The sequence below is a fragment of the Streptomyces sp. NPDC046203 genome (assembly GCF_040646255.1).
In the GTDB taxonomy this organism is placed as follows: domain Bacteria; phylum Actinomycetota; class Actinomycetes; order Streptomycetales; family Streptomycetaceae; genus Streptomyces.
In genome coordinates, this window is the sequence record NZ_JBEYZX010000012.1 from 84,526 (window position 1) to 101,728 (window position 17,203).

13 protein-coding genes are annotated in these 17,203 nt (G+C 72.9%); 8 read left to right on the forward strand and 5 right to left on the reverse strand.

Annotated features, from left to right (window positions below; genetic code table 11):
• Nucleotides 1–740: 740 nt before the first annotated feature.
• From ABZ990_RS12905 to ABZ990_RS12920, 4 genes are all read left to right on the forward strand, one after another.
• Nucleotides 741–1,946 carry a low temperature requirement protein A gene (locus ABZ990_RS12905; protein WP_361229709.1) on the forward strand — a complete coding sequence of 402 codons (1,206 nt, stop codon included), beginning with the start codon at nucleotides 741–743 and terminating at the stop codon, nucleotides 1,944–1,946.
• A 29-nt stretch (nucleotides 1,947–1,975) separates the two neighbouring features.
• Nucleotides 1,976–4,747, forward strand: a complete 2,772-nt coding sequence (locus ABZ990_RS12910) for a BTAD domain-containing putative transcriptional regulator (RefSeq protein ID WP_361229712.1) — start codon at nucleotides 1,976–1,978, stop codon at nucleotides 4,745–4,747.
• Nucleotides 4,748–4,955: 208 nt separating this feature from the next.
• Nucleotides 4,956–5,807, forward strand: a complete 852-nt coding sequence (locus ABZ990_RS12915) for an SDR family oxidoreductase (protein ID WP_361229715.1) — start codon at nucleotides 4,956–4,958, stop codon at nucleotides 5,805–5,807.
• Between the two features lie 774 nt (nucleotides 5,808–6,581).
• Nucleotides 6,582–7,427: a DUF6227 family protein gene (locus ABZ990_RS12920; protein WP_361229718.1), complete on the forward strand. Its 846-nt coding sequence runs from the start codon at nucleotides 6,582–6,584 to the stop codon at nucleotides 7,425–7,427.
• A 261-nt stretch (nucleotides 7,428–7,688) separates the two neighbouring features.
• Here ABZ990_RS12920 and ABZ990_RS12925 read toward each other — a convergent pair whose 3' ends face one another.
• Nucleotides 7,689–9,158 (reverse strand): MFS transporter, encoded by a 1,470-nt coding sequence (locus ABZ990_RS12925; protein WP_361229875.1) that lies wholly within the window; start codon nucleotides 9,156–9,158, stop codon nucleotides 7,689–7,691.
• A gap of 262 nt (nucleotides 9,159–9,420) precedes the next feature.
• On the opposite strand from ABZ990_RS12925, the gene ABZ990_RS12930 reads away from it, so the two are divergent.
• Entirely contained in the window at nucleotides 9,421–10,383 is a 963-nt protein-coding gene (locus tag ABZ990_RS12930) for a YafY family protein (protein WP_361229721.1), read from the forward strand.
• A gap of 147 nt (nucleotides 10,384–10,530) precedes the next feature.
• On the opposite strand, the gene ABZ990_RS12935 is transcribed toward ABZ990_RS12930, so the two are convergent.
• Nucleotides 10,531–11,532: a sigma-70 family RNA polymerase sigma factor gene (locus ABZ990_RS12935; RefSeq protein ID WP_361229723.1), complete on the reverse strand. Its 1,002-nt coding sequence runs from the start codon at nucleotides 11,530–11,532 to the stop codon at nucleotides 10,531–10,533.
• A gap of 164 nt (nucleotides 11,533–11,696) precedes the next feature.
• Here ABZ990_RS12935 and ABZ990_RS12940 point away from each other — a divergent pair, with 164 nt between their 5' ends.
• A complete protein-coding gene (locus tag ABZ990_RS12940) occupies nucleotides 11,697–12,221 on the forward strand; it encodes an N-acetyltransferase family protein (RefSeq protein WP_361229726.1) in 525 nt (174 codons plus the stop codon).
• A gap of 69 nt (nucleotides 12,222–12,290) precedes the next feature.
• Here ABZ990_RS12940 and ABZ990_RS12945 read toward each other — a convergent pair whose 3' ends face one another.
• Nucleotides 12,291–13,082 (reverse strand): class III extradiol ring-cleavage dioxygenase, encoded by a 792-nt coding sequence (locus ABZ990_RS12945; RefSeq protein WP_361229878.1) that lies wholly within the window; start codon nucleotides 13,080–13,082, stop codon nucleotides 12,291–12,293.
• Between the two features lie 220 nt (nucleotides 13,083–13,302).
• Between ABZ990_RS12945 and ABZ990_RS12950 the strand changes: the two genes are divergently transcribed.
• Complete coding sequence (locus ABZ990_RS12950) at nucleotides 13,303–13,791, forward strand: MarR family transcriptional regulator (protein WP_361229729.1); 489 nt, start codon at nucleotides 13,303–13,305, stop codon at nucleotides 13,789–13,791.
• A gap of 289 nt (nucleotides 13,792–14,080) precedes the next feature.
• The gene (locus tag ABZ990_RS12955) at nucleotides 14,081–15,355 is read left to right on the forward strand and encodes a M6 family metalloprotease domain-containing protein (protein WP_361229732.1); all 1,275 of its coding nucleotides are present in this window, start codon (nucleotides 14,081–14,083) and stop codon (nucleotides 15,353–15,355) included.
• Between the two features lie 74 nt (nucleotides 15,356–15,429).
• Here the strand turns inward: ABZ990_RS12955 and ABZ990_RS12960 are convergent, their stop codons facing one another.
• Nucleotides 15,430–16,317, reverse strand: coding sequence for a TetR family transcriptional regulator (locus ABZ990_RS12960; RefSeq protein ID WP_361229735.1), 888 nt, complete (start codon nucleotides 16,315–16,317; stop codon nucleotides 15,430–15,432).
• A 124-nt stretch (nucleotides 16,318–16,441) separates the two neighbouring features.
• The gene (locus tag ABZ990_RS12965; RefSeq protein WP_361229738.1) at nucleotides 16,442–17,128 is read right to left on the reverse strand and encodes a ScbR family autoregulator-binding transcription factor; all 687 of its coding nucleotides are present in this window, start codon (nucleotides 17,126–17,128) and stop codon (nucleotides 16,442–16,444) included.
• Nucleotides 17,129–17,203: the final 75 nt, after the last annotated feature.

Genomic DNA, 17,203 nt, shown 5'->3' on the forward strand with positions numbered 1-17,203 from the left:
GGCGGCCGTTCGGGGGCGGACGGCTCGGGCAGGACGGCCCGGGACGTGGTGCGCGGACGGTTCCGGGGACGGGCCGGTCGGCTCTGGCGGGAGTGGGGAGCGGTGCCCGCTGCCGGCGCGTGCCGCGCGCGCCTCTCGCGGCGGGTTCGCGCGGGCGGCCCGCTCCGCCTCACCCCGGGCGGAGGCGTGACGGCGACGGCGCCACAGCGGAGCGGAGTCAGGGTGCCGGTGGGGTGCGGGCGCGGGGCTCGGGTACGTAAGGGCCCCCGGGGAAAGGGACTTGTGGCCCTGCGGGGAGGGCCTAGCGGCGGGGGCGGCGGTCGGTGGGGCGGGCGTAACGTGAAACGTGGCACGGGGGGCCGTGGCGCCGTACGACACCGGCGTCACGGCCCCAGGCCACAGCCCCGGCGAGGAAGGGGAGCCGCACTCCTCGACCGTAGGAAGCCAGGCCCGCGCGGCGAGTACCGGCGGGCGGAGGCCACATCACTCAGGCGCTCGGCCGGACCGGATTGGTTTGGGTTGGCTTGAATAGGGCCGGATCGGGCTGGGTCAGGCCAGGCCAGGGAGTCGGCGGGCAGGGCTCGACGGTAGGGCGGACGCCCGCAGGGCTCAACTACAAAACCGGGGCCCGACCACAGAGCCCGGGCCCGGCGGCAGAGCAAGGCGCTTGGGGCCCGACACCGTGAAACGCCGATCCCGCAGGTGAGGGGGTACGGGCGGCGCTGATGTTCCATGGGGGAATGACGTTTCCGCCCCTGCTTCCCCTCACCGCCCGGCCTCGCGACGAGGCACACCGGGTCTCCACTCCGCTGGAGCTGATCTTCGACCTCTGTTTCGTGGTCGCCGTCGCGCAGGCCGGGGTCGAACTCGTCCACGCGGTCGTCGAGGGGCACGCCAGGTCCGGGATCGGCAATTACGTGATGATCTTCTGGGGCATCTGGTGGGCCTGGATGAACTTCACCTGGTTCGCCTCCGCGTACGACAACGACGATGTCGTCTACCGCCTCGTCACCCTCGTCCAGATCGCCGGTGTCCTCGTCTTCGCCGCCGGAGTGCCGAGCGCCTTCGAGTCGCACGACTTCCTCGTCGTCTACATCGGCTATGTGATCATGCGGCTCGCTCTCGCCTCCCAGTGGCTGCGGGCCGCGCGTCATGCCGTCGATCCCGCCGAGCGGAGGCTGTGCCGCCGTTACGCGACCGGTGTCCTGGCCTGTCAGGTCGGCTGGACGGGGCTCGTGCTGGCCCCGGTCGGCGCGCGGCCGTGGGTGTTCCTGGTGATGGCGCTCGCCGAGATGGCCGTACCGGTGTACGCGGAGAAGGACCTGCCCAGCCAGTGGCACCCGCACCACATCGCCGAGCGCTACGGCCTGTTCACGATCATCGTGCTCGGCGAGACGATCGCGGCGGCGACCGTCGCCGTGAAGTCGGGCGTACGGGAGCACGACGCCCTCGGCGAGGTCCTGCCGATCGCGGCCGGCGGGCTGCTGCTGGTCTTCGCCGCCTGGTGGATCTACTTCCTCGTCCCCGCCCACGACCGGCTCACCTCCAGCCGGCAGGGATTCCTGTGGGGGTACGGCCACTTCCTGATCTTCGCCTCGGCCGCCGCCATCGGCGCGGGCATCGAGGTCACGGTCGAGCAGGCCGTCGGCGGGACGCATCTCTCGGCCTTCGCCGCGGCCTCCGCGGTGACGATCCCGTCGGCTCTCTTCCTTCTCTGCGTATGGCTCCTGCACGCCCGTTACTTCAAGAAGGGCTTCGCCGAGCAGGCCGTTCTGCCGGCCGCCGCGTGCGCGATCCTGCTGTGTACGTTCGCCGGGCGCTGGGCCGTGCTCGCCGCGGGGCTCGTCGCCGCGTCGGCCGTCGCACTGGGCGTCTGGCTGACCGCCTCCGGGGCGGGGTCCGGGTCCGGGTCCACCGCTGGTTCCGATTCCCGCACCCCCTCCTGAGGGGCGGGGCGTCGGCGAGAATGCCGCGCATGATGTTCCGACTGCTGGGTCCGCTCACCGTTTCGGGGTCCCCCGTCGCCGGCGGGCCCCGGGTCCGGGCGTTGCTCGCGCTGCTGCTGCTCGACGCGGGGCGAGCGGTCGCCGCCGGACGGCTGGTCGACGGTCTGTACGGCGACACTCCCCCGGCCGGTGCCGCGAGCGCCCTGCAGTCCCAGGTCTCACGGCTGCGCCGGGCCCTCCCGGACGGGTTCGACGTCGAGCACTCCCCCGCCGGATACCGCCTGACCGCACCCGGCGCCGGGCCCGGAGGCGGCACCGGTCTCGGCACCGCCGTCTCCGCCGAGATGGTGGACGTGCTTCTCTTCGAACGGCTGGCCCGGGAGGGTGCCCGGGCCGCCTCGGCCGGCGAACCCGTACGGGCCGAAGCCTTGTTGCGTGAAGCCCTGGAGCTGTGGCGCGGCCCCGCTCTCGCGGACGTCCAGGACGCCCCGTACGCCCCGGGCCAGACCGCCCGGCTGGACGCCCTCCGGCTCGACGCACTGGAGGAGTGGGCCGCCGCACTGCTCGCCTCGGGCGGCGACCCCACCTCGCTCGCACGGGAGTTGGAAGCTGTCTCGGCCGCCCATCCGCTGCGCGAGCGGCTGCGCGCGCTCCAGATACGGGCGCTCGCGGGCGCGGGGCGGCAGGCACGGGCGCTCGCCGCGTACGAGGAGGTACGCGCGGCGCTCGCCGACGAGCTCGGCGCGGATCCGTCACCGGAGCTGGCCGCGGCGCATCTGGCCGTCCTGCGGGGTGAGCGGGACGCCAAGAGCCGGCCGGCCACCGCCCGTCCACTGCCCGCACCGCTCACCGAGTTCATCGGCCGCACGCCCGAACGGGAGCGGCTGCGTGGACTGTTGGCCGTCGCCCGTCTGGTCACCCTGGTCGGGCCGGGCGGCGCGGGCAAGACCCGGCTCGCGCTCGAAGGCGCACGGGAGGCGGCCGGGGTCGGAACCGGGGCAGGGGGCGGGCGGTGCGACGCGGTGTTCGTGGATGTGGGAGCGGTGGGGGCCGGTGAGGCGGCGGGGGCGTTCGCCCGCGCTCTGGGGGTACGGGACGCGACGCCCGACGCGCTCGCGCGGGCCCTCGCGGACCGGCCGGTGCTGCTCGTCGTCGACAACTGCGAGCACGTGGTGGCGGAAGTCGCTTTGCTGGTACGGACGTTGCTGACCGAATGCCTCGCGCTGCGGGCCCTCGCCACCAGCCGTGAGGCGCTCGGTCTCACGGGCGAGTCACTGCTGCCGCTCGGCGCGCTCGCGCCGGAGGCGGCGGTGGAACTGTTCGTACGCCGCGGGGCCGCCGCCCGGCCCGGCTTCACGGGGCACCCGCGGGTGACGGACGTCTGCGCGGCCCTGGACGGGCTGCCGCTGGCTCTCGAACTGGCGGCGGCGCGGCTACGGACCCTGTCCGTCGAAGAGCTGGCGGACCGGTTGGGCGAGCGACTGGGTGGGCCGTGGGACGGCCGGCGGGACCCGAGGCCGAGCGGACCGCCGAATGGACTGCCGGGCGGGTCGCCAGGTGGGCCGCTCGACGACCGCGACGATCGCTTCCGGCTGCTGTCCCGGGGCGATCGCACCGCGCCCGCACGGCACCGGACGCTCGCGGCGGTCGTGGAGTGGAGCTGGGAACTTCTCGACCCGGCCGAACGGCGGCTGGCGGCACGGTTCTCGGTGTTCCAGGGCGGGGCGACGTCCGGTGCCGTGGCCTCGGTCTGCGGTGTGGAACACGCCGACGCGGAGGATCTGCTGGCGTCTCTGACCGAGAAGTCGCTGATGGAAGCGGCGGTCGCGGACGGCGGGGCGGGGCCGGTCCGTTATCGGATGCTGGAGACCGTACGGGCCTACGCGGCTGGACAGTTGCCAGCCGGAGACCCGGCGCCCGCCGCGCACACCGCGCATTTCCTGGCCTTGGCGCGCGAGGCCGAGCCCGCGCTGCGGGGTCCCGACCAGCTCGGGCGGCTCGCCCTTCTCGACGCCGAGGAGCCGAACCTCCGCGCCGCCCTGCGCCGGGCCGTGGCGCACGCCCCCGAGGACGCGCTCCGTCTGGTGGCCGCCCTCACCTCGTACTGGTGGCTCCGCGGACTGCGCGGTCATGTCGCCGGGCTCGCGACGGCGCTCCTCGACGTGGTCGAGCGGACCGTTCTCGATCCGGCGGCTGCCGGACTCGGGGAGGAGTACGTGCTGTGTGCCCTCGCGGCGAACGCCCCCACTGCCCCCACTGCCCCGGCCGCCCCGACCGCCCCCGTCCCGACCGACCCCGCCGCCGCCGGTGGAACGCGCCCGGACCGGCTCGCGCGGGCCCGTGCACTGCTCGGCTCGCGCGTGGAGCCGTTGCGGCAGCCGTTCACCGCCTTCCTGTGGGCCACGACGGTCGGGCCCGAGGCGCGCCTCCCCGTCCCGGACGACGCCTGGTCGCGGGCGCTCGGGCAGGCGGGCCGGGGGCATCTGGCGCTCGAACGGGGCGACTTGGAGACGGCGCGGGCCGCGCTCACCGAGGCGCTCACCGGCTTCCGGGCGCTCGGGGAACGCTGGGGCACGGCGACCGCGCTGGAGGGCCTGGCCGCGCTCTCCCCCGATCCACTGCCGCTCCTCGGCGAGGCGCTCGCACTCTTCGAAACGCTGGGCGTCGCCGAGGACATCGTGGACCTGCTCCGCCGCCGCGCCGCCGTCCACGAGGCCGCCGGAGATACGGGGAGCGCGGCGACGGACCGGGCGCGGGCGGCCCTGGTCGCCCGCCGCGCGGGACTGCCGACCCGGGCCTGAGCCCCACCCCGCGCACCGAGCACCAAGCACCGCCCCGACCCACTCCCCTGCCCTGCCCTGCCCGATCAACGGCGGGAAGTCCGGGACCTCGTCGCGGCCGTCAGTGCCCGTCAGCGCCCGTCAGCCGTTCGTGCGCGGGCCGTCAGCGGGTCTCGCGACTCTCTGTTCTGCCACGGCGAACGACCGTGACAGAACAGAGGACTTCATCATGCGGAACGACAGCAGCACCACCACCGCCACCACCACCGGCACCACCCCCACCACCGACAACCCCACCCCGCGCACCGCCCTCGTCACCGGCGCCTCGCGCGGGATCGGGCGGGCCATCGCGCGGCGGCTGGCCCGGGACGGGATGGTCGTCGCCGTCCACTACGGGTCGGACGCGGCGGCCGCGCACGAGACCGTGGAACTGATCGCCGCGGCCGGCGGACGGGCGTTCGCGGTGGGGGCCGATCTGGCGGCGTACGACGGGGTGACGGCGCTCGTGGAGGGCGTACGGGCCGGGTTCGCCGCCCACGCCGGGCGTGCGGCGGACGGCGCCCCGCTCCTGGACGTGCTCGTCAACAACGCCGCCGTCACCACCTCCGGCGGACACCTCCGGGACGAGACCCCCGAGCAGTTCGACCGGCTCTTCGCGGTCAACGTCCGGGCCCCGTTCTTCCTCGTGCAGCAGCTTCTGCCGGTGCTGCGGGACGGGGGAAGCATCGTCAACATCGGCTCGGGCGTCACCCGGATCGCGCTCGCCGACGAGCTGGCGTACGCCATGACGAAGGGCGCGATGGAGACCTTCACCCGCACGCTCGCGAACGTCGTCGGCGGCCGGCGGATCACCGTCAACACGGTCGCCCCGGGACCCACGGAGACCGCCGGGCTCACGGCACGGCTGGCCGCGATGCCGGAACTGGAGCGGATGCTGCTCGCCGGGCAGGCGCTGCCGTGGGTGGGGCAGCCGGAGGACATCGCCGACCCGGTGGCGTTCCTGGCCTCGCCGGACGGGCGCTGGATCACCGGTACCGTGATCGACGCCTCAGGCGGTACGTATCTGGGGCCCAAGTTCTGATATCTCCGTACGCGAATGGCATGACCGGGCATCCGCACAATGACGGACCCGGAAGTGGACCGAACAACGGACCGGGGAGTGGCCGGCGAGCGGACCCGGGAGCGGCCCCGGAGTGAACCGGCGGACGCCGCTGGCCTTCGGGTCGACCGGGCGCGCGGGGCGCGGCGGGGCGCGACACGGAGCGGGACGCCGGGTACGGGTCGAGGCACGGAGCGGGGCACGGAGCGGGGCCCGAACCGGCGCACGGGGAGGCCCACCGCGCACCCCGGCGCGAAGCGGGGGCCCGCGCACAGGCGCAGAAGGTCGCAGGGACGGCGCACGACGGCATCACGCGCGCCGTGCGCGCCCTCCCGACCCCCTCCACGACGGGGCGCGGGCTTCACCCACACGGCCCGACACGCCTGAACTACCCGCGATACGAAGGCAGTCGGCGCACTCCGAGGCTCTCGCGGCGGGCGCACACAGGGCCGTTCGCGCTCTACTCCGCGCCCCGCCCGCCCTCGTCACCAGGGAGTGGGCGCGAGCGGTGCCCCGCACCGCGTATCGCGAGCTGGGCGGTGATGCGGCGGCCGATTCCCGGGCCGGGGCCGGATCGCGCGAGACGGCGGAACGACGGGTTCCGTCCGGGCGACACGCCGTCGACACGCGCGGCACACTGTCCGGCGACTAGCCGCGGAAGCCGACTGGGGGTATACCAAGGGAAGTTGAAGAAGACGCACGGGGGGCGCGGGAACTCATCGTGTGCCCCCCTCGTTTTTCCGAACGCCGGACACGATGTCAGCCCCAAGGGCTACGTTGAGCAAGCACCAAGTGACATGCGGCGACGGCCTGGAGACCCTCTTGAACGATCCGAAGGATCCTTCCCCCGATCCGTACGAGACGACCGAGACCCAGCTTGAGCGACTCCTCGGCCGGGCGCTCAACTCCTTCGATCTGCCCGACTCCGTGATCGAGCGCCTGGAGACGGCCCTGGCCCACTCCAGCGCGCTGTACTCCTCGCACCACAGCGCGACGCTGCACCGCACGACGTACCGCCACACCTACCTGCTCCCCGACGGCTCGGCGCTCGGGCTGTGGGAGCTGGTGCACAACTGCGGCCGGGACGGCGCCGAGCAGCACGAGCTGTACACGGAGGAGGCCGAGGTGCGGCTCGCCGCGTCCCGGCTGCCGGACGGCCCGTCGCCGCACTGGTCGGTGGAGCACTCCGACGGCGCGCCGGCGGACGAGGACGACGGCCTCGAGTCGCTGAACTCGCTGTTCACCCACCCGATACAGGCTCAGCCGCGCATGTACGTGCCGGACAACTCCGACGACCACGCCCGCCGGGTGCTGCGTCGCGCGGAGAACGCGGACCGGCCGGGCGAGGCGACCGCGCGCCGGCTGCGGCTCGCGTTCGCGCACCACATCACCCAGGCTCTCGGGCGCCAGTGCCCCGTGGAGGGCGGCCGGGACGCCGGCTTCACCCTCTACGAGCACCAGTTCCTGCTGCTCGACGGCAGCGAGGTCAGCCTGTGGGAGGTCGAGCACACGGCGACCCCCGACGGCCGGCACATGTGCGAGGTGTACGAGAGCGAGCGCGCCGCCCGCGAGGCCATGGAGTCCCGCGCCCGGGTCCGCTGACACCCCGCATCCCGGCTCGTCCCGCGCCGCGACTCGCCCCGTCCCGTCCCGCGCCGCGTGGGGCGGGACGGGACGGAGTGGATGCCCGGGGCGCAGGGGGTGCCCGGGGCACGTGGGGCGCATGGGGCGCACAAGAGGTCCGGGAACGAGTGAGGGGCGGCGCGCCTTTGTTGGCGCACCGCCCCTCGGTTTCCCTCGACTTATCGGCCGCTCAGCCGTTCCCGTTCAGGACGCCGGACCTGCTCCCGTTCCCGTTCCCGTTCAGGAGACCAGCGCCGGCGCCTTCGGCTCCTCGGCGCTCGCCGCACCCGGCTCCGCGCCCGGCTCGTCCTCGCCGCCCTCCAGGTGCTGCTGCGTCTTGGCCGGCAGCGCGAACATCACCAGGAAGATGGCGGCGAGCACCGCCACCGTCCAGCCCAGCGAGTTCCGGAACGCCCCGACGAACGCGTCGCCCGTCTCCGCCGGCACCGCCGCCAGTCGCTTCTCGTCGATCGACCCGAAGAACACCACCGACACCAGACCGAGGCCGAGCGCGTTGCCCATCTGCCCGGTGGTGTTGATCAGGCCGGAGGCCGAGCCGGCGTGCTCGCGCGGCACCCCCGACAGCACCGCGTCCGTCAGCGGAGCCACGATCAGGCCCATGCCGAGACCCATCACCACCAGCGGCGGGATCATCTGCCAGGGCTGGATGCCGGTGCCGTAGCGGCCCGCCTCGAACAGGTAGAGCAGGATGCCCGCCGCCATGGTCAGCGCACCCGTCTGCAGCACCTTGCGGCCGAAGCGCGGCACCAGCTGCTGCACCGACAGACCCGCCGCCGTGGACACGGCCACCGAGAACGGCACCCCGGTCAGGCCCGCCTTCAGCGGGCTCCAGCCCAGGCCGATCTGCATGTAGAGGGTCCACACCAGGAAGAAGATGCCCATCACGACACCGAACGTCAGCTGCACCGCGATGCCGGCCGCGAACGACGGCACCCGGAACAGCGACAGCTCGACGAGCGGCGAGCCGTCCTTGCGCGCCTTGTACTTCTCGTACGCGATCAGCACACCGAACACGACCAGGCTGCCCGCCATCATCAGATGACCCCACAGCGGCCAGCCCAGCTCGCGGCCGCGGGTCAGCGGGTAGATCAGCATCAGCAGCGCGCCCGTCACCAGGACCACGCCCACCAGGTCCAGGCGGAGCGCCTTCGGGGCCTTGGACTCGGTGATGAAACGGCGGCCCAGGATCAGGGCCGCGACGCCGACCGGCAGGTTGATGAGGAAGATCGGGCGCCACTCCAGGCCCGCGATGTTCCACTGGGTCAGCAGCGCGCCGAGCAGCGGACCGGACACCGCGCCCAGGCCGATGATCGCGCCGAACAGGCCGAAGACCTTGCCGCGCTCGTGCGCCGGGAACGTGACGTGCACGATCGACAGCACCTGCGGCACCATCATCGCCGCCGCCGCGCCCTGGAGCAGACGCGAGCCGACCAGCATCTCCTGGTTCGCGGCGACACCGCACAGCGCGGACGCCAGGGTGAAGCCGGCGGTGCCGGCGAGGAAGAGCCGCTTGCGGCCGTAGATGTCGCCGAGGCGGCCGCCGGTGATCAGGCCCGCGGCGAACGCGAGCGCGTAACCGGCGGTGATCCACTGGATCGCGCCGAAGGTCGCGCCCAGGTCGCGCTCGATGCTCGGGATCGCGATGTTGACGATCGTGGCGTCGACCAGGTCCATGAACGCGGCCGTCATGACGATCGCGAGGGCTATCCAGCGGCGGCGATCGGCAGGATCGGCCGAGGAGGCGGCAGCGGCGGCCGTGGCAGAAGACGAGGCGGTGGCGGAAGCGGTGACAGAAGCGGTGACAGAAGCGGTGGCAGGTGCGGGAGCGCCGCCAGAGGCGGTGGCGGTGGTCGCGGGGTCCGGCGCCTGAGCGGCGGCGTGTGAACTCATACGAAGAATCTAAAGGCCATATAGGTCAGCTCGTGTCCTCGTTCGACCGCATCCTGGACGCATGACGGACACTCCGGCACGACTCCTCAATCTGCTGTCCCTCCTCCAGACCCCGCGCGAGTGGCCCGGCAGCGAACTGGCCGACCGGCTCGACGTCTCCCCGCGCACCATCCGGCGGGACATCGACCGGCTCCGCGACCTCGGCTACCCCGTCGAAGCGACCAAAGGCGCCCTCGGCGGTTACCGGCTCGTCGCCGGCACCGCCCTGCCCCCGCTCCTCCTCGACGACGAGGAAGCCGTCGCCATCGCCGTCGGACTGCGCGCGGGCGCCGGACACGCCATCGAAGGCGTCGAAGAGGCGTCCGTCCGCGCCCTCGCCAAACTGGAACAGGTCCTGCCGTCCCGGCTCCGGCACCGCGTCTCCACCCTCCAGAACGCCACGATCCCCCTCACCCGCGGAGACGGCGCCACCGTCGCGCCCCAGACCCTCACCACCCTCGCCGGCGCCGTGACCGGACAGGAACGGCTGCGGTTCGGCTACCAGGCGGGCGACGGCGCCGAGACGAAACGGCTCGTGGAACCGTCCCGGCTCGTGTCCACCGGATACCGCTGGTACCTCGTCGCCTACGACCTCGGGCGCGAGGACTGGCGGACCTTCCGCGTCGACCGGATCAGCGACCCCTTCGCCACGGGCGCGCGCTTCACGCCGCGCGAACTGCCCGCGGGGGACGCGGCGGCGTACATGACGCGCTCCATGTCCCGGGCCAAGCCGGAACTGGACCTGGACGTCACCTTCGACGCGCCGGTGGAGGTGGTGGCGGCGCGGCTGCCGTCACACCTGGCGCCGGTGGCCGAGGGGGAGGACGGAGGGCGGTGCAGGGTGCGGGTGCGGACCGTGGACTCGGCGGAGTGGCTGGTGGTGCGGTTGGCGCTGGTGGGGGTGGGGTTCCGGGTGCATGGGCCGGAGTCGCTGGTGACGTATGCGAGGGAGGTGGCGGGGCGGTTGGGGGCGGCGGTGGGGTAGCGGTGCGCTGTGCGGGCGGGGGCGCGGGGGCGCGTTCAGGGTTACGGGGTGGTACGTGGGTGGAGGGGCCTCTCCGGCCGCGGATTCGAGGGTGGTGAGAGGAAGGAACACGGGCTCCGGCCCCCTTTGCAGGGGGCCCACCCAGGCTCAGGCCACCGCGTCGAAGCCCGTGTCCGTCGCCATCTTCTTCAGTTCCAGCAGCGCGTGCTTCTCGATCTGGCGGATGCGCTCACGGGTCAGACCGTGCTCCTTGCCGACCTCCGTGAGGGTGCGCTCGCGGCCGTCCTCGATGCCGTAACGCATCCGGATGATGGAGGCGGTGCGGTGGTCGAGCTTGCCGATGAGGTCCTCCAGTTCCTCGCTGCGGAGCAGCGTGAGGACGGACTGCTCCGGCGAGACCGCCGAGGTGTCCTCCAGGAGGTCGCCGAACTGCGTCTCGCCCTCGTCGTCCACGGACATGTTGAGGGAGACCGGGTCGCGCGCCCAGTCGAGGACGTCGGTGACCCGCGCCGGGGTGGAATCCAGCTCGGCGGCGATCTCGGCGGGCTCGGGCTCCCGGCCGTGCTCGCGGTTGAACTCGCGCTGGACGCGGCGGATCCGGCCCAGCTCCTCCACCAGGTGGACGGGGAGCCGGATGGTGCGGGACTGGTCGGCTATGGAGCGGGTGATGGCCTGGCGGATCCACCAGGTGGCGTAGGTGGAGAACTTGAAGCCCTTGGCGTAGTCGAACTTTTCGACCGCGCGCACCAGGCCCGCGTTCCCCTCCTGGATCAGGTCGAGCAGCGGCAGGCCGCTGCGCGGGTAGCGCCGGGCGACGGCGACGACCAGCCGGAGGTTGGACTTGATGAAGAGGTCCTTGGCGCGCTCGCCCTCGGCGACCAGGGCTTCCAGTTCCTCGCGGGAGGCTCCACCCGCCTTGGTCTCGGCCTCACCGTCGAGGATCTGCCGGGCGTAGACGCCCGCCTCGATGGCCTGGGAGAGGTCGACCTCCTTGGCGGCGTCGAGCAGGGGCGTACGCGCGATCTCGTCGAGGTACATGCCGACCAGGTCGCGGTCGGCGATCTCCCCGCCCACGACGCGAACGCTGCTGGCCCGGCTTGCTCCGCTCTTGGCGGAGGTCTGGCGACGGGCGACGGCACGGGTTGCCATGCGTGCTCCCTTGCTGAGTAGGTCGCGACACCCTTTCGGGTGCCCTGCATCCGACGGAAACAACGACTGGAATCAGGACAGAATTCCCACGCGGCACAGGATTTTCGTGATCATGCAGTATCCTGCGCGGCCATCGCGTCGCCGAACGACTGGAGGAACGGGTCATGCCGTCAAAGGATGTGCAGGTCAGAGCGGGCGTGGAGGATGATCTCGGCGCTCTGACGGATCTCTACAACCACTATGTGCGTGAGACTGCGGTCACATTCGACACGGAGCCCTTCACTCCGGAGCAGCGGCTTCCTTGGCTCCGCTCCCGTCTCGAAGACGGCCCGCACCGTCTTCTGGTTGCCCAGGACCGCGGGACCGGCGAGATCCTGGGCTACGCGACCAGCGGCCCCTTCCGGGCGAAGGCGGCGTACGACACCTCGGTGGAGGTGAGCGTGTATCTCTCCCCCGCCGCGGGCGGGCGTGGCATCGGGACACTTTTGTACGAGGAGCTGTTCACCGCCCTGGCCACCGAGGACGTGCATCGGGCGTACGCGGGGATCGCCCGGCCGAACGATGCCTCGGACCGTCTGCACGCGCGCTTCGGTTTCCGCCTCGTCGGCACGTTCGGGGAGGCGGGTCGGAAATTCGGCCGCTACTGGGATGTGGCCTGGTACGAGAAACGACTCGACGAAAAACACTGAGAAGCACTGAGGAGCGCCGGCGGGGCGGGCCGGAGCGCCGAGGGACGTCCGGTCCGGCCGACGGGGCCGTCAGCCGAACTGCACCGAGCGCTTCGCCAGACCCATCCAGAAGCCGTCGATGACGCTGCGCTGCGCGTCGAGGTCGCCCGCCGCGTCGGCCGCGCCCAGGGTGACGAAGAGCGGGGCGAAGTGTTCGGTGCGCGGGTGGGCGAGGCGGCCGGACGGGGACTTGTGCGCGAAGTCGAGCAGGGCGTCGATGTCGCGCGCGGTGAGCGCCTCGTGCCCCCACGCGTCGAACTCGGCCGACCAGCCGGGCACCCCCTGGTGCCGCAGGGCGGCCAGGTTGTGGGTGAAGAAGCCGCTGCCGACGATCAGGACGCCCTCGTCGCGCAGCGGGGCGAGCTTGCGGCCGATGTCCATGAGCCGGCGCGGGTCGAGGGTGGGGAGGGAGATCTGGAGGACGGGGATGTCGGCGTCCGGGTACATCTCGACGAGCGGGACGTACGCACCGTGGTCGAGCCCCCGGTCGGGGGTGTCCTGGACCGGCGCACCGGGGGCGCGCAGCAGCTTGCGGACGGACTCGGCGAGCGCGGGCGCGCCGGGGGCCGCGTACTGGACCTGGTAGTAGTGCTCGGGGAAGCCCCAGAAGTCGTACACGAGCGGCACGGTCTCGGTGGCGCCGAGGGCCAGCGGGGCCTCCTCCCAGTGCGCGGAGACCATGAGGACGGCGGTGGGGCGGGGCAGTCCGGCCGACCAGGCGGCCAGCTCGCCGGGCCAGACGGGGTCGTCGGCGAGCGGCGGGGCGCCGTGCGAGAGGTAGAGAGCCGGCATCCGGGCCGGGGCCGGGGCGGGGGTGGGCATCCCGACGGGGGCCGGGGTGGGCTGGTCGAGCGTGGCGCCGGTTGCTGCGTCCATGGCGGGCGTCCGCCTCCTTGGGCTTCGACTCGGGCGTGATCCGTGATCCGCGATTCGTTGTTCCGCGATCCGCGATCCGCGGCTTCATCCTTGAACATTCAAGCTTTCGGGTCCACCTTAGGCCGGATCTAGTTCAATCTTCAAGGAAAGCCTGTACGGTGGGATCATGACGGAACTCCGCTGGCTCAGCGACGAGGAGCAGCGCACCTGGCGCGCCTACCTCCACGCCACCACCCTCCTGGAGGACCATCTCGACCGCCAGCTGCAGCGCGACGCCGGGATGCCCCACGTCTACTACGGCCTGCTCGTCCAGCTCTCCCAGGCGCCGGAACACCGGTTGCGGATGACACAGCTGGCCAAGGACCTGAAGATCACCCGGTCCCGGCTCTCACACGCCGTCGCCCGCCTGGAACGGCACGGCTGGGTCCGCCGCGAGGACTGCCCCGCCGACAAGCGCGGCCAGCTCGCCGTGCTGACGGACGAGGGCGAGGCGGTGCTGCGCCGTGCCGCGCCCGGGCACGTCGACGCCGTACGGCAGGCGCTCTTCGACCGGCTCACACCCGAACAGGCCGAGCAGCTCGGCGCGATCATGCGGACGGTCGCCGAGGGGCTCCAGCCGCAGGGGCCGGACGCCGACCTGCCCTGGCTGCGCTGACCCGGAGCACCGGCCTTCGCGCCGAAGGTCCGGAGGCCGGGGCCGGGCCGTATCCCACGGTCGGCCTGGCCCGCCCGTACCCCCTGCACCGCCCGACCGGCCGGCCCGCCCGCCTCACCCGCATCACCTGGTCGGCCCACCCCGCGCGCGTACCCGGCCCCCTCGTCACAGGCTGATCGAAGCGCCGCGTCCCGCGCGGCACCCGCGGCACGCGCGTACCGCCCACCCCGCACCTCCCGCACGCGCTGCACGCGGTCGACCGGCTGTGTGACAGGCGAGAGGCGACCGGATGCAGGACAGCCCCCGGCGGATACGCAGGCCCGTCGTCCTGGCCTCGGCCGCCACGCTCCTGCTCGCCGCCCTCGCGACGGCCAGCGGCACGCCGGCCGGCCCGGCGCCCGCCTCGTCGGGGCCGGTGGCCGCCGGACACAGGAAGCAGTCCCTCGTACCGTGCCGGATCGCCACGACGATGGGTGTGCAGATGTCGGAGGGAGTGCCCACGGCGCCGGGGTACGTGCACTCCACCGGGCCGGTCCGGGCCCTCAACCTGATGGTCGACTTCCCCGACGCGCCCGGTCAGGGCACGGCCATGAGCCGCTACCGCGAGTTCTTCCCGCAGACCGCCGAGTGGTTCAAGGTCAGCTCCTACGGCCGGCTCGTCTACCGGCCCGAGGCCCCGATACCCGACTGGCTGCGGATGCCCCACCCCTTCAGCTCGTACGCGGTCGGGCGCGGCTCCCCCTACGAGCCGGGCTACCGCTCGCTCGTCGAGGACATCGTCAAGGCGGCCGACTCGCGGGTGGACTTCAGCGCGTACGACCTGGTCAACGTCCTCATGACGCCGAACGCCGGCCCGTCAGCCCTGGACACCGTCCTGTCCGTGACCTTCTCCGGCAACGACGAGGCGCCCTACGCCGACGGCGTCGCGCTCTCCAACACGTCCTTCGTCTACAGCCGTCAGGACGACGGCTCCGGCGCCTACGACGAGACCGGCTACCGCGTGCTCCCGCACGAGAACGGCCATGTCTTCGGACTGCCCGACCTCTACACGGCGGACGGCGGCGGCACCGTCGGACACTGGGACATCATGTCGGAGGACTGGGGGGCCAACAACGACATGCTGGGCTGGCACAAGTGGAAGCTGGGCTGGCTCGACAACGAACAGGTCGGCTGCGCCGCCCGGACCGGCGAATTCGAGTACACGCTCACCCCGTTGGCCGTCGCGGGCGGCCCCAAACTCGTCTTCGTACCGCTCTCCGCCACCTCCGGGTACGCGATCGAGGTCCGCACCCGCGGAGGCAACGACGAGGCGGTCTGCAAGCCCGGTGTCCTCGTCTACCGCGTCGACACGGACGTGGACACCGGACACGGGCCGGTCACCGTCACCGACAGCACCCGCGGCAGCAACGGCTGCACCCGACGACCCAACGTCCACTCGGAGTTGTCGGACGCCCCCTACGGGCCGGGCGAGTCCTTCACCGACCGCGCCGCGGGCGTCCGGGTCAGCGTCGCCGACAAGGACGAGGCGTCGGGCGGCTACCGGGTCCGGGTGTCCCGGCGCTGAACTCCCGATCTCCTCGACTCAGGTCTGACACAACGGACTTGAATCTTTGCGCCTGGCGCGACGATCCCGGCAGGTCAGACCTCGCCACCCACCGTCACCGCCACCGGCACCCCGCGCCCGCCGTACCGCCAGGGCGCCTCCGGCTCGGGCCCCCGTTCCCACTCCGGCCGCCGCTCCCATCCGGGCTCCGGCCTCGGCCCCGGCTCCAGCCCCGGCCCCGGCTCCGGCTCCAGCCCCTGTTCACGCTCCCGCCGGCCCGAGGCCACGAAGAGCCCGGCTCGCGCCGTGCCCACCACGCGCGGCAGCAGAAGCGCCCAGAAGCGGGTCAGCGGGGCGGTCTCCAGCCAGCGCGGGTCGTGGTGGGCGAGGACCATGTGCCCGGTGGCGACCGTGACGACCGTCTCGGCGACCTCCTCGGCCGTCACGTCCGGCGCGAGCTGACCCTCGCGTTCGGCGCGGGCCACGACCGACTCCACCCAGCCACACCACAGCCGCCGCAGATCCGTGCCGGGACCGGCGTAGGCGGCGGAATCGGCGGCGAGGTCGGATCCGAGGCCGGAAGCAGGGCCGTAACCGGCGGCGGTACGGGGCCCGTCGGCCGGCTCCGGCGCGCAGGCGCGGCGGCGGGCCCGGCGGCAGCCGCTCAGCGCGAAGCCCGCGCGCAGGACGGCGTCGGCGCGAAGGCCCCGGACGAGTTCGTGGCTGGCGTCGATCACGGCCTGGAGGGACGGCACTTCGCGGTCCCGCATGATCCGTACGAGCCGTTCGGCGGCGGCCTCGACGACCGCCTCGGCCAGCTCCACCTTGCTCGGGAAGTGGAAGTTCAGGGCGCCGCTGCTGACTCCGGCGCGGGCGCTGATGGTCGCGAGCGAGGCGATGTCGAAGCCGTCCCGGTCGAAGAGCGCGGCAGCCGACTCGACCAGGGCCTCACGCGTCCGGATCGCCCGCTTCTGCCTGGCCAAGAGGACTCCGTCGCTGCGCCGTTGGGAATGGCCGCGCCTGTTCACGCGGACATTGCGCGAACTGTAACAAACCACCCCAGTCGACTCCGACCCGGAAGGTTCCGAGAAAGTTGATACTCCGTCACTACGCCGGGATATCCGGGGATATCGGCCAGACGCCGACGGCCCACAGCGCCTCCTCGTGCGCGGGCCGGGCGCGGGACGGGGAGAAGTCGAGCCGGACGAGGACGCCCGGCACGGCGACGGAACCCATCGTGGTCCGCAGCAGATCGGAGACCCGCTCCACCATGTCGGCGTGCCCCGTCATGACCTTGGAGAACACCTGCACGCCGGTGAACGAGGCCGCGAGCAGATGGGCCGTGGCCGACACGTCCACATGGGGCAGCAGCTCACCGGCCGTCCGGGCGCGGGTGAACAGATCCGCGATGCGGTCGATCCACGCGCGCATCGGGGCCCGGCGGTCGAGGCCGTCGTGGGGCGAGCCCTGGTCGACGACGAGCCGTACGCTGCCGCAGGTCAACGGGTCGCCGGTGCCCAGGAGATGGGCCAGCACCAGCGCCTCGTCGATCAGCGTCTGGAGCAGCAGCGGACGCGGCGGCACCGGGGGGAACAGGGCGGCCTGCCAGGCGAGGACCTCCTGGGCCAGCTCCTCCTTGGAGGAGAAGTGGAAGTACAGGGCCCCCTTGGTGACCCCGCACCGCCGCAGCACCTCCGCGATCGTCGCCGCCTCGTAGCCGACCTCGTCGAACAGTCCGGCCGCGGCGAGCAGGATCTTCCGCCGTGTGCGCACGGCCCGTTCCTGTCGTGCCACGGTGACCCCTCCCCCTCATGCCCTTCGTGCCCCCGCGTGCCCCTTTGCACCTCACGATCCGAAGCCACGATAAGG

Bases quoted from the DNA above. Each gene is read 5' to 3' on its own strand.
- ABZ990_RS12935 (WP_361229723.1), bottom strand. From the start codon at position 11,532: ATGGCAACCCGTGCCGTCGCCCGTCGCCAGACCTCCGCCAAGAGCGGA.
- ABZ990_RS12940 (WP_361229726.1), top strand. From the start codon at position 11,697: ATGCCGTCAAAGGATGTGCAGGTCAGAGCGGGCGTGGAGGATGATCTC.
- ABZ990_RS12955 (WP_361229732.1), top strand. From the start codon at position 14,081: ATGCAGGACAGCCCCCGGCGGATACGCAGGCCCGTCGTCCTGGCCTCG.
- ABZ990_RS12910 (WP_361229712.1), top strand. From the start codon at position 1,976: ATGATGTTCCGACTGCTGGGTCCGCTCACCGTTTCGGGGTCCCCCGTC.
- ABZ990_RS12925 (WP_361229875.1), bottom strand. From the start codon at position 9,158: ATGACGGCCGCGTTCATGGACCTGGTCGACGCCACGATCGTCAACATC.
- ABZ990_RS12920 (WP_361229718.1), top strand. From the start codon at position 6,582: ATGTCAGCCCCAAGGGCTACGTTGAGCAAGCACCAAGTGACATGCGGC.
- ABZ990_RS12930 (WP_361229721.1), top strand. From the start codon at position 9,421: ATGACGGACACTCCGGCACGACTCCTCAATCTGCTGTCCCTCCTCCAG.
- ABZ990_RS12945 (WP_361229878.1), bottom strand. From the start codon at position 13,082: ATGCCCACCCCCGCCCCGGCCCCGGCCCGGATGCCGGCTCTCTACCTC.
- ABZ990_RS12950 (WP_361229729.1), top strand. From the start codon at position 13,303: ATGACGGAACTCCGCTGGCTCAGCGACGAGGAGCAGCGCACCTGGCGC.
- ABZ990_RS12915 (WP_361229715.1), top strand. From the start codon at position 4,956: ATGCGGAACGACAGCAGCACCACCACCGCCACCACCACCGGCACCACC.
- ABZ990_RS12905 (WP_361229709.1), top strand. From the start codon at position 741: ATGACGTTTCCGCCCCTGCTTCCCCTCACCGCCCGGCCTCGCGACGAG.